General features: G+C 42.5%; 8 protein-coding genes. 4 read left to right on the top strand and 4 right to left on the bottom strand.

Going from position 1 to position 13,030, the window contains the following annotated elements; all coding sequences use genetic code 11:
• Positions 1-421 precede the first annotated feature (421 nt).
• On the bottom strand, positions 422-1,477 hold the full coding sequence (locus ACSBQN_RS16330; protein WP_434991746.1) for a cysteine desulfurase family protein: 1,056 nt from the start codon (positions 1,475-1,477) through the stop codon (positions 422-424).
• A gap of 346 nt (positions 1,478-1,823) precedes the next feature.
• On the opposite strand from ACSBQN_RS16330, the gene ACSBQN_RS16325 reads away from it, so the two are divergent.
• Genes ACSBQN_RS16325 through ACSBQN_RS16315 form a run of 3 tightly spaced genes read left to right on the top strand, consistent with a single transcriptional unit; the run spans position 1,824 to position 7,048 of the window.
• Positions 1,824-2,780, top strand: coding sequence for a DUF4007 family protein (locus ACSBQN_RS16325; protein WP_434991745.1), 957 nt, complete (start codon positions 1,824-1,826; stop codon positions 2,778-2,780).
• A gap of 2 nt (positions 2,781-2,782) precedes the next feature.
• Positions 2,783-6,130 (top strand): hypothetical protein, encoded by a 3,348-nt coding sequence (locus ACSBQN_RS16320; protein ID WP_434991744.1) that lies wholly within the window; start codon positions 2,783-2,785, stop codon positions 6,128-6,130.
• An 18-nt stretch (positions 6,131-6,148) separates the two neighbouring features.
• On the top strand, positions 6,149-7,048 hold the full coding sequence (locus tag ACSBQN_RS16315) for a phosphoadenosine phosphosulfate reductase family protein (protein WP_434991743.1): 900 nt from the start codon (positions 6,149-6,151) through the stop codon (positions 7,046-7,048).
• 63 nt (positions 7,049-7,111) lie between these two features.
• Here ACSBQN_RS16315 and ACSBQN_RS16310 read toward each other — a convergent pair whose 3' ends face one another.
• From ACSBQN_RS16310 to ACSBQN_RS16300, 3 genes are all read right to left on the bottom strand, one after another.
• Positions 7,112-9,325, bottom strand: a complete 2,214-nt coding sequence (locus ACSBQN_RS16310; protein ID WP_434991742.1) for a GmrSD restriction endonuclease domain-containing protein — start codon at positions 9,323-9,325, stop codon at positions 7,112-7,114.
• Between the two features lie 1,178 nt (positions 9,326-10,503).
• The gene (locus ACSBQN_RS16305) at positions 10,504-10,725 is read right to left on the bottom strand and encodes a helix-turn-helix transcriptional regulator (protein WP_434991741.1); all 222 of its coding nucleotides are present in this window, start codon (positions 10,723-10,725) and stop codon (positions 10,504-10,506) included.
• A 100-nt stretch (positions 10,726-10,825) separates the two neighbouring features.
• The gene (locus ACSBQN_RS16300; protein ID WP_434991740.1) at positions 10,826-11,845 is read right to left on the bottom strand and encodes a YagK/YfjJ domain-containing protein; all 1,020 of its coding nucleotides are present in this window, start codon (positions 11,843-11,845) and stop codon (positions 10,826-10,828) included.
• A gap of 720 nt (positions 11,846-12,565) precedes the next feature.
• On the opposite strand from ACSBQN_RS16300, the gene ACSBQN_RS16295 reads away from it, so the two are divergent.
• Positions 12,566-13,030, top strand: a 465-nt coding sequence (locus tag ACSBQN_RS16295) for a hypothetical protein (protein WP_434991739.1), incomplete at its 3' end; no start/stop codon positions are given.

Raw genomic sequence — 13,030 nt, 5'->3', positions numbered from 1 at the left:
ATTTATTTAAAAACAACATATTAGCTATTGATGATTTGATTTCAAAGACTGAAAAAGAGAGGCTTATTTTATTAAAGTCAGAAGGTATATCATCAAAAAAAAAGCAATTGGAAATAATAAAACAATTGAACAAAATAGCCGAAAAAACATATCCAAACAATAATATCTAGTTTACTATATATAGTTATATAGGATGTTTAGGCTAATTTTATTGCAAGTAATTTTAATTGGTGGGGGCTGTGCAAGCCCCCCTGAGTGAAGTGTTGGAAAAAAGACATCCAGTGATCCTTGAGCCTACCCACCATAGCTGATCCGCACCATCAGGGGATACAGCGCTTGGCCATTTATGGTCAGTCGCTCTCAAAAGACATGATCCAATCTCCTAACCATCAAGAAGAAAAAACCATTTTCGGCTTTAGGCTCATCTCTCGCTAATCTGGTATGGAGGAAGGCTGATGCGATAAGTGCGCCGGGCGACTTCTTCAGGCATCCCAATCGCTGTCAGTACATGTGAAGCCACATTTGAGAGCGAATTACACGCAGAACCTTGAGAAATCAGCCAAGGATAATCGCTCGTAAAGCGCTTCACTTCTTCGTCAGTGTGGAATGTAATGCTCCACGTAGACGGCACTACAGACACACCACCATTCCTTGTAAAATCAAACTGTGCCATGACGTCGATAAATTGTGTTTCGATAGGGCTAGATTTTGTTGGATATGATTCTACCGCTGCTGCAAGCCCGACGATCAACGGAGTAGGAGAGGTACCGCCCCGCAACCCTGCTTCCTGGCCGCCGCCGTGAATCAGAGGGACGAGTTCTGAGTCTCTGGCGTCACGTACGTAAAGCGCACCAATGCCTTTCGGCCCGTAGATTTTGTGACCAGATAACGAGAGCATGTCTATATCCATATCGTCTACATCTATATCACACTTGCAAAAACTCTGCGCAGCGTCAGTGTGAAAAGGGATATTGTGCTCAAAAGCTATCGCACCAAAATCTTCTATGGGTTGAATGGTCCCGAGTTCATTGTTGACGTGGTGGATAGAAATCAAAATGGTGTTACTTCGTATCTCTGCTGCGAGAGAAGACGGCAAGATCCGACCATTATTATCTGGCGTTAAATACGTTACTTCAAAGCCGATGGACTCGAGAAAAACACAAGCGTTGAGAATACACTTGTGTTCGATCTCTGAAGTTATGATATGACCTTTGCCATCAAGGTGCTTGAAAGCCAAACCTTTTAGAGCAAGGTTGTTCGCTTCACTGGCGCCACTAGTAAAAATAATCTCGCTCGGTAGCGCACCTATCTTCTTAGCAATACATTCTCTTGCTTGTTGGATTGCCTGAGCGCTAACTCTTCCTGCTTGGTGAGCCGATGAGGCGTTCGCAAACTTTTCATTTTCCCAAGGTTTCATGGCATCTAAAACTTGCTGAGAGACCGGCGTAGAAGCGGCGTAGTCATAGTAATTGTTCATTATAAGCAATAAAACCCTGGCCAAGGATTGAAATTCGCTCTACAGATGTATCTGTATACCGATTTTGGTTCCACTATAACATAAATAAGATAAGCAACTGATCAATAAAAATAAAATACTAACAGTGAAAATATGACATCATAGGTTCTTATTAGTTAACCATCATACGTTAAACTGCACAAAGATATCACCGAATAACTTAAGTGAATGTGTAGTTGCCCCACTAAAAATAACTGTATAAAAAAACAGCGTCACATCAACTTTCAGCAAAAGCGGCTAGACCTGAAGGTATTAATGTGTAAGATCGCTGTTTGGATAAAATCTCCAATTCAGCAAGGTAAGCACATTGAGCATCGAATCTACAACACTGAAATTCTCCGGACATCAAACTTTCCCTATTCGTTATGGATGGATTTACAAGATTATTCAAGAAGTTGTAAAAGGCGAATCTCTTTCTAGTAAGTCGAACATCGAGCAACAGATGCAATCAATGGGAATGGGTAAAAACATGGTGCTATCTGTTCGACACTGGATCCGGGCGCTGAACTTGGTGATTTGTATCGATAACAAAGAACAGATTTATCAACTAACACCTCTTGCAGAGCGGTTGTTTACCAACAAAAACGGGCATACTGCGTATGATGAATACCTCGATAAAATAGGCACAACTTGGCTCCTGCATTGGTTGCTACAGTCGATCGACTCTACTAGAGCTGACCTTAATGCTTCTAGGTTTTTCTTTAATTATTTCAATGGAATAAAAGTAAAGAAAGACTCCTTAGCGACTGAAATCAAAGACGCACTGGCGAATCACGAAAAAGAACTCACAGAAGCAACGCTGAATAAAGACATTGATTGTCTTTTACAAATGTATGCACACAAATCCTTACAGACCAACAAAATCAACGAAGACAGCTTTGCCTCTCCGTTTACGGAGCTCGGTCTGTTAAAACAAGAGGATACTAAGAGCTACCTTGCGGAGCTTACTCGACGTCCATCTTTACCCGTCGAAATTTTCACCTATGCACTAATAGATTACATGCAGAAAAAACATAAGGGTAGTAAGGTCAATACTTTATCTTTTGACGCATTGTTAAATGACGTAGGCTCCCCAGGTCGGGTCTTCCGCCTATCTTCCGCAGGGCTGAGTGACAAACTGGATCAAGTCGAAACACTCACTGACGGCAAAATTGCCTGGACCGATACTCAAGGCTTAAGACAAGTGCAGCACTCTTTTGACAGCATAGATAGTATAGATCCAAACCAGTACCTTAAACATTACTACCAACCAGAGGAAAGATAAGCGTGACTCTCAGTAAACAATACTCTATCGCTACACGGCACCAACGTTCTACCCGTATCGATAGTGACTTGAGCGCCGACTTCTTTCCCAGCTTGGTTTACCACGGTACAGCGCAAGCTTCCTTAGAAACACTCTTTCGCCAGTACGGCCAAACCGGACAAAGCGCTTACACATTAACAGGTTCTTACGGTTCCGGTAAATCGACGGTAGCACTGCTCATGGCCGGTCTACTACATGCTGATTCAGGTATCCGTAATGCTGCAATCAATACCATTAATGCAGAGTCACAATCGCTATTAGAAGAAAGCACACCATACCAAAAAGGGTGGCTACAAATACGCGCAGTAGGGGGCGTCAGTGGCCCTGTCGAATCTTTTTGGAATGCCACGCTGAGAGCGCTTGAGGAGCACCCTAATACACATAAGACCAAAGTATTTAACAAGTACCATAAAACCCGTGTTCAGAGCGATAGCGAACTGATTAGCTCTTGGAAGGCCCTCTTTGATGATATCGCTCCTTATGTTGATGGCGTGCTGATCATCGCGGATGAGATGGGGAAAAGCTTAGAGTTCATCAACCGAAGCGGTAGTGATTTACACTTATTTCAAGACATCGCTGAAGAACTCTCTCGCATTAATACTCCGGTCATTTTCTTAGGCTTGTTACATCAAGCATTCAGTGAATATGCAAAAGAGCGCGGCACTAAGCTACAAGATGAATGGGCCAAAATTCAAGGCCGCTACAGCGACATTCTGTACAATGTATCGACCGATGAAACGGTAGCGCTGATCAGTAACTCGATAAAAACAACGTCACCACACCGTGGTGGTGATGAGCTCGTCCAACGCGTACTCTCAGCACTTGAAGACAAACAGCAGCGTAAAGAGTTGCTACTCACGCGCCTAGAACAATGTATTCCACTTCACCCATTAACAGCATTACTACTCGGGCCTATAGCCAAGAGACGCTTTAGTCAAAACGAACGCAGTACATTCAGCTTTTTGAACTCGTACGAGCAATTCAGCTTCCAACTTTTCTTACAACAAACAAGTGACCAAAACGCTCGATACGACCTTAGCCATCTGTGGGATTATCTTGAAACCAACATGGAACACACCATATTGGGCTCCCCCGATGGACATGGATGGGCAACCGCGGCAGATGCGATAAGAAAAGCACTCAAACAAGATTTTTCTCTACAATGCATCGCATTGCTTAAAGCGATCTCATTAATTACCCTGTTTGGTAAGTCGGCCAACCTAACAGCGACAGAGAGCGTACTCCTTACCGCAACAGAGATCACTGATAAAAAACAGCTAAAAGAATGCTTACAACAGCTAAAAGAAGCCTCATGCATCGTCTTTAGAAAGTACTTATCGTCTTGGGTCGTGTTTGAAGGCTCAGATCTCGATATTGCTGGCTTAGTTGAAGAGAAAATAGAACAACTGCATAACAGCCACGAAGCTATTGAGCGTATTAACTTTAGTTCCCAAGTAATTGCAAAAGGTCACTATCACGAATTTGGCACATTGAGATGGGCAGCTCAAACTATAGCGATGCAACTCAGCTATATCGATATACCGACCCTCATTGGATCTAGAAGTGGAGAGTTTGCAAACTTCTTATTATTGCTCAAAGAAGAGCCAGAAGATCGCCTGCTTGAGCTGACACGCAATGATAAATCATTGATGGTCGCATGTGCATTTAATGCCAATGAAATTATCAAGTTAGCCAATGAAAAATACGCACTGGAACTCATCAAAAATGACAAAACTACTGGTGCTGTGCTGACGCACGACAAGGTTGCTCGAGAAGAGCATAGAGCACGCTCGCTTAACGCTCAATCTGCTTTAGACGCGGCATTGACTACCGCTTTCAATAACGCGCGATGGATACACAATGGTGTGGTCTACAGCAAAGAAACGACGAGTGAAATCGCCACCTTTGCCGCTGACAGAATATTCTATCAAACCCCCAGAATTCTTAACGAGCTGGTTAACCGTAACAAACTCTCTGGTACGGCGGTGTCCGCTTTAAAAAAACTACTTGAAGCGATGCTTAATGAAGAAGATAGAGAGGATTTGGGCATTGAGGGATTCCCACCTGAGAAATCCATGTATATCAGCTGTTTAAAAAACACTAACATTCATTCAGCTGAAGGTGAAAAGGGGCTGCATTGGTTTAGAGATTACCTAGACAGAAAGTTAAATGCTGTATTCGCTGCAGCGGAAAAATACCTAAAAGATCGCAAGGGCAACGAGGTCGATTTATCTGAAATCGCGGAGCTTTGGGCAAACGCGCCTTTTGGTTTAACAAAAGGTGTCATCCCGATCTTCTTGCTAGCGTTTTTGAAATCAATGGGTGAACAAGTCGCCTTTTACGAGAAAGATATGTCTGGTGCATTTGCCTTTATTGCAGAACCAGATAGTGACTATGTCCACAAACTGATTAAGAACCCGAGCGAGCTCGCTGTCAAATACATCGTATTAGCGAAGGATCAGAAAGAGTGGTTGCAGCATCTCGCTATTTTCGCGGCATCTGAAACGAACCGTGATGTCTCCAATAACATCCTTTCTGTCGCAACGCCGTTAGTGACAACTATGCACAACCTTCCACATTGGGTGAAAAACGCGCACCATATTGTCTCAGACGACGTGCGCAACAGAACCTACTTAAGGATCCGAGATCTATTTTTACAAGCAAATGACCCTCATACACTACTCATCAAAGATTTGCATAAAGAATTAATCGCCTTTGGTGCTGATGAGTTTTCGAGTCAAATCGACCTGTTAGAAGACTGCTTTAAGACATTGAGACAAAAGCATGAGCAAATGCTTGCCGCCATTAAAACCAAGGTGAAAACCATTTTCCCAGAAAGCGGTGAAGAGCTTGCTGAGATGTGCCAGTACGTCGAGCAAAATTCCGGCGACTTGCGCTTAAAGGCGTTCGCACGCGAACTCGCGAAAAGTGATACGGGATTGTTACAATGGCTAGAAAACATGATTCAGATCGTCATCGGACGCGGAAAACAGAACTGGAACGAAGGCATCCTTCAGACAGCATCAAACAAAATCAGTGATTACGCCCAAGATTTTTTGAGTATAGTGAAGTCCCAACATAATGGCAGCGATGCAGCCCCCCAATCCGGTAAAACAAGGCTAGTCTCCCTCGTTTTAGAAGGGGATGACGGAAAGCTGACATCGTTCAAACGAGAAATCAGAACAATAGAAACAGAAGAGCTGAAAAGTACCATGAACACGATTGAACGTCAGCTCTTAGAACTCGATGATTTCCATAAAATAAATATATTACAACAACTACTAAAAAAATCGCTCGAAACGCAAAGTTAACGCATGCAGGTATTATTAATGAGTGATCAACGCAAGGTGAAACATGTTCTTGGCTTATCAGGAGGCAAGGACAGTGCTGCTCTCGCAGTGTACATGGCCAGAAACTATCCTGAACTCAATATCGAATATTTCTTTACTGATACCGGCAAAGAACTACCCGAAGTGTATGAATATCTAGAACAACTTGAAATTGTACTGGGCAAGCCAATTTTGCACATCAATGACAAGAGAGGGTTTGATTATTGGTTAGAACAACACAATAATTTTTTACCCGCGGGTCAGCAACGGTGGTGTACGATCCGCATGAAGCTCGAACCCTTTGAGAAATGGATTCGACCTTTTCTTAATGATGGCTATGAAGTCATCTCTTATGTCGGTATTCGCGCAGATGAACCATGGCGAGACGGTTACCGTCCTAATGAAAACCAAAAGTACCTCACTATTAAAATGCCATTTGCAGAAGACGGCATAAAAAAGCAGGGAGTACTCGACATTCTTGATAGTTCCGGGTTGGGCTTACCCAAGTACTACGACTGGCGATCTCGTTCAGGCTGTACGTTTTGCTTCTTCCAACGCAAGATTGAATGGGTTCGCCTACGCGAAGAGCATCCAGAAGCCTTTGAGGAAGCAAAGGCTTACGAGAAAAGAGCGGAAACCAGTGCCAATGGTGAAACCTTCTTCTGGATGGGCCCTAATGAACCATTAGAAACGCTCGAAGATCCTGAACGCATCAAGCAAATCAAAGAAAACCACGAGAAAGTAAAGGCTAGGTTCGAAAAGAAAAAGCAACGTGAAAGAAAGCGTCGCTTAGGTATACATGCCATGGTTGATGAAAGCATGATCATCGACACGCTAGACATGGATGCTATGTACGATCTTGAAGAGGGTGGTGGCGCCTGCATTACCTGCTATAAGTAATTGAAAAATAAAAAAGCGCTTTGCACAACACACAAAGCGCCTTCTACATTATAGTAATGTATGTTAAGCCGTACGTAATCTCAACAAACGCGCCTTCAAGGAGCTTTCCAGCGCATCAAAACGATCAGACAATGCAGCCTTAATATCCTCAATAGTCGAACCAGTAGAGATGCGTTTAAACGAATCTCCAATCAGAAGTGAATTCATCACGATATTGTTTTGAGGAATATCATCAAAATAACGCGAGGGATCCATTGAGCTAATCACATTATTCGCCGCACCAGAAATCAGTACTCGGTTTAACGGGCTGTTTAAAATATGGTTAGGGTCTTGACGAATATCCTCGGTTTTTTGCCCCAGTCCTTTTACTGAGCCCAGCGGGATAATGTGGTGGTCATTCAAGCCATCTGACACATTTGCCGGCCACAACACAACGTCACCCTGTTTATTCTTTCTGAATGCATTGAGTGGCTTAGTTTCTGTTGCGTGCAAATCGTAGCTTGGTGACACACTCAAAACGTATTGCAGAATCAGGTTATGAATACCCTCTTTCGGGTATTCATTTAAACACTGCATCAACAGTTTTTTAGACGCAAATTTATCATCTTGGAAAATCTGCTTTTCTCTGCCCAAGATTACCTGTCCCTCGCCGTTAGCAATCCAGTTGTACAATTGATTAATATCATCAATCACCACTGCACTTTGATCGTAAAGGTAACGACCAGAGAACGCACTCGTCCAGTACCAGAATTCAACTTTGTTATGTACTGAAGCATCCTCCCAAAAACGATCTTCCGCGAAGATGAAAGCGATAGGCTGAATCATTAGCTTGTAGTGCAACTTGTTAGAGTTATAAACACCACAGCGAATCAATAGGAACGAATACGCGCGCTGTACGGCCAAAGTTGCGGTTTCAAGATACTCGCGGATAATTTCAGTATCCAGACTCAGCAACGTTTTTGAACTGGTGTCTTTTTTCTTCACTTTAAAATCATTGCCCGCTTCACGCTCAATTTTACGGCGAGCTAATGCAGTACAGATAGCAAGAATCGCCTTAGAAAGATAACCTGAAGGTAAACCATCTGACAAACTGTCGAGTTCATTGAGATACAGGCCGCCTGATGACCCACTCGCGTGCTGGAGCGAAGAACAAAGGGTAACCGGTTTAATAAACATGGAACGAATGATAGAGCTGAGTGAGTATGTCGATGTATCCCCAGCAACACTCTTTGCCACTTTAGCTGATACCAAGTCAAAGTCATCGAGCTTCATTCCACCATCATTCAAATGACAGAAAATAGGAATAGCCCGGCGGATATCGTTGGTCACCAGACTATTGAGTTTATAGTCATCAAAAATGTCACGAACTAAGTAATTAGAAACGTTATTTTTCCACTCACTTTTGCAAGTGATGAAGATTTTTTCGATTTCTTCTGAGTAGACAATGCCATTGTCTTCACATTCTTCGATGGAATCAATACCATCAAAAAGCTGGGCAGTATCGTAATGTTCTTTAATGAAGGCAAAATCGTCTTCGTATTTGTCACGAATTGCCTGCATGTTGATTTCAGCAATCCCTTCTAAAATTCGATTCACTACGATCGACTTGGTACCGATCATAAACAGAGGAATCATACCATATTCGACACAGTCGTTAACAAATTGAGTGATAGCTTGTGGTTTGGTCTTGCCTGTCTCGATGGCTTTAATTTGGTTGTATGGTGAAAACCACTTAGACACGCCTTTACTGTTGCGCTCGTTGAACGTTTCACAGTTGAAAATATCGACAATATCATTGGGCTCAAAGTGATCAAGACCGTCTTTATCAAACACGACCTTAGTAGCATTGAAAACATCAGTAACGTTTTCATTCGCCTTACCAACAACAGGTACGCGAATAAACCAACGCACTTTCATAGGATTAGCTTTTCTCGAAATGAATTCAGACAGTTCGGTTTGGTCGGAGAACTGAGAGAAGTCAAACACATCATTAAATGCATTATACAATGTAGTTGTTCTCTGCTGGCCATCGAGCAAATACTCGCAAGGGTTAGCACTAGCTAAAGTATGTTGCACCGTTTCCCCAATTTTACGCAAAGCAAAATCGTTTGACTGCCCTTCTAAAATCAAGGAACTACCAACCGGAAATTTAAGCAGTATTGATGCAAGTAAGCTTTGCTGTTTTACTATTCCCCATTTGTAATCCCGCTGGAAGTCAGGCAATAACAAAGTTTGATCGTTAATTTTCTTAAACGTATCACTGAGAGAGCGTTCCATAACCAACCTTAAAATTCATTTTTAGCCCACATTTTATGCGGTTATTTTCTATCATATAAATCATTCACTTTCCATTAGATAATATAAAAAACAAACATTTGAAAAATTAAGTCAATTACCTGTAAGAATCCCAATAAAAAGTACAATTTATTTTCAGGTATCTTCGTTCAACTGTGAGTTGGCTCTTGGTTGTTCAGTCCTTTTTTGAATTTTCACCGGAAAAAACCATCATAATGCTGTTTTATGCGCATCAGCGCATGTCAGGCGGCAAAAATTACCGAAAATATCACTGTGGTCAGATGGCCGCCGCCGCCCGGCAACGCCGGTGACAGGCTGTTATAGTCCGCATACTCTCCCCCCGTCCTGCTGGAATCAACCGGTTGTAAAACCATTCTGTTGTTTTTATTCCCGCTTCTGGCCGCAGTTGGCCGGGCGCGCCCGGCTGTACTGCGCGTTATGCTGTGCCTGCACGGCATTACGGGGAATAGTCCACGGAGCCTGAAACCTCACCATTCTGAGCGGCGGGAACGGAGTTCCCTGTGAGCGAAGGCATTATCTGGTGTTTACCGATGGGGTGCGCTTTAAAAACGCGCCCTAATCTCCTTTTTATTAAAAAAGGACGTTTAGTTCAGAAGCTAAGAACGAATTTAACCGGATTAATCATAGTCTGTACGAAATTAATGGGTGCTGTTTCATATCATACGAAATTAACTGTCGGTATAATGAACAATCACCGGGTGTGATGACACCGCCACGCGCTCCGGCGGTAAAAAAGTACCGGTCCGGGACATAAAAACAAGGCATTTCAGGCAAAGAACCAGCACGAAAACCGCCGGGAAGGCGGTCAGGCAGGACTGTGACAGGATTAATGGTCAGGCAGGTTATCAAGGTAACACTGATACAGCAGCTCGCCGTGCAGCGCCGGGAACTGCGATTTTATCCGCTGCTCCAGCGCAGAGCACAATTAATATCCGGTCAGTGTGCTGCGAAGTGTTACATTAATCCGGTAATTATACCGTGACGGGAAACAAAGGACAGTATACAGATACAGGCGCTGATATACCGATTGCCCCGAAGGCAGCAAGTAACCTTAATACGCCTCGTGTGTTCCGGTCAGTTAACCACAGAAGGGGATACGAGGGACAGAGCCGGACAGACGTCAGGAAAGGAACCGGCTTTTATCCCCGGGACTCCGCAATACGGGCCTGCAGCCAGGCGTCAACCTCACTTGTCAGCCACCGGGAACGGTTTCCCAGCTTAATCGGTTTCGGGAACAGCCCTTTCTGGATCAGCTTGTAAAACCACTTATCCGTTAATCCGGTTAATTTCGTGATTTCTTTCATCTCCACGAGCGGGTCGTCAAGCAGGGAAAAGGCAGTGGTGGTATTCATGGTATTCATAGGGAATCTCCTGTCTTTGTTTAATTAAAAAGGCAGAAGTGCCATCGATGACGCAGCGGATAGCACTTCTATAAGATTCCCCTTGTCTGTAAAAAAAGATTTACCGGCGTGTTTTACACCGTTTGTTTCTGATGGTTCCCCGCCAGAATGTCCGGTCTATCCCCGGTACTTGCAGTTTCACCCACTGGTCTGTTTTGCAGATATAGTTCACAGCGGTCATCAGGCCTTCCCGCCGGAGGCTCTCACTGCGGTGCAGCATGCCAATGCCGCAGATACGGTAATCTGATTTATAGCGGTTGCAGTTAAAGTAGATCCCCTGTCCGTCAGTGATGGTTTCCTGCCAAAACTCACCGATGAGTCTGGCTACCGTGATATCCCGTCTGACATGCTGGCCGTTGAAGAAAAACAGGCAGTGGTAGTGAAAGCCTTTCTCACGGCCGTATTCCAGTTTCAGGATATAACCGACGCAGTGTTTAAACAGGGGTAACCGCTGTATTGCTTTGTACAGGGCAATACGGTGACGGGTTAAATCCCCGGCAGTAACTCTGTGACTGATCCGTTTTCCGTAAGACAGGTCTGTCCGTACCACCAGCAGCTTTGCATGGCGCTCAAACAGGTTTTTAATATAGCGGCAACAGAACCGGTAATTCTTGCGGGCACTGTTCTTAAAGGTACTGACAGCGTTTTTATACTCTTTGCTGTCCACTGACTGAATAAACTCACAATAGGCTTCATTTAGCTGTTTAATATCCTTCTCTGAGTCAGGATAGTATTCCGACAGCATCGGAACAGGACGGATATGATATTTCTCAGCAAGAGAAACAATCAGCGGAATAACCGGATGTAATTTACGCCTGTTACCGGTGACACGGGAAAGAGAAAGAATGTTTTGTATTAATTCATAAAATAACTGACCGGTTTTAGTAGCCTTGATATGTAATTTATTAGCAAAGCAGCACTCTTTAAAAGGAGTAGGCTGACTCTTTCTTTTAATTAATGCAGTGGTATACAACGCTATCAGTCGGAGTGATTCACGGTCTGTAGTATCATCAGTAATCTCTGTGCCGTTATTGTAGATTTGTGAAAGCGCCAGTATTTCACAGGTTATATCGTCTTTCATGATTAATTCCCTCTGGTTAATGATGGTATTTCTGTTCATATATAAGAAGGGTAATTTTATTTTTTACTGAGACAGGCGGTTCATAACAGGCAGGTTTAAAGGATGATTAATGACATCCATTCTGAATGACACCTCAGATTACAGGTGTTGATTAACAGAAGTTATTGCCCATGAAGATGAGTAAGTAACTCAAAGTGATATTACCAGTACCCGTATCAGTAACAGGAACACCATTCTATATATTTGGTTGTTTATTCGATAAAAGGATAGGGTTATCGATAGTAAAGAGGTGGATATAATAATAGAGGTTAATATTAACCTGATGCAGAGAGTACCGGGTAAGATTAATATAACAAGATTAATACAATAATAAATAATCCTTTTTCAATTGTTACCTGAGTCTATTAAAACAGTATACACAGACAGCATTTTCAGCAGGCTTCACGATGAACAAGATACCTGAAAGTTAGTCTCCTCACCGAAGTAGTCACGGGGAAAAAGATAAGTAATCATGAGCATCATTTTTTCCTCTAAAAAGTACTTTCTGACCCAGTATTTTCGGGATAAATATGTAAATTAAATGATAAAAACACTTCATTTTTAACTCATGAAAAAGACCATAAAACTATTATTAATTTACATTTTCACGACAACATCACTTTTCCAGAGACCAAAACAAACTACAATAACGACACATTGACTACGCGGTATGAACAGATTATGAACGATAAAAACTATGAGATTGATGAGTTGTTGAAAGTGAAAGACTTGAGGAAAGCGGGTGTTTTTGTATTTTTCATGTCAACAGAGCCCAGATTTGAATGGGTTGAAAATAAATATTTCTCAGGTGACAGAAATGACAAATCACGTTTAAGAGATTTAATCAATGAAGTTATTGGCATGGCGAACAGTAATTACGATCACCTTACCAATGAAGTTTTAAATCATGTGAACAATAATCTTATCAGTATTGAAAAGTTTGAATGGATTAAAGAAGACAGTATTGCCTCTGCATATTGCTGGGTAATGTTAAATAATATAAAGCCATTAACCTCCATAAATGATAAATATACTCAGGCAATTCAACAGGCAACAGCATTAAAACCTGCTGCTAATAGCTGGTTGAGTGATAATGAATTCAGAAATCCATCTGTGTCACAGCAAATAAAACACATCAAAAGAAAA

It is taken from the genome of Morganella sp. B601 (genome assembly GCF_051172335.1).
In the GTDB taxonomy this organism is placed as follows: domain Bacteria; phylum Pseudomonadota; class Gammaproteobacteria; order Enterobacterales; family Enterobacteriaceae; genus Morganella; species Morganella morganii.
This window is presented reverse-complemented; position numbering and strand designations above follow the sequence as displayed.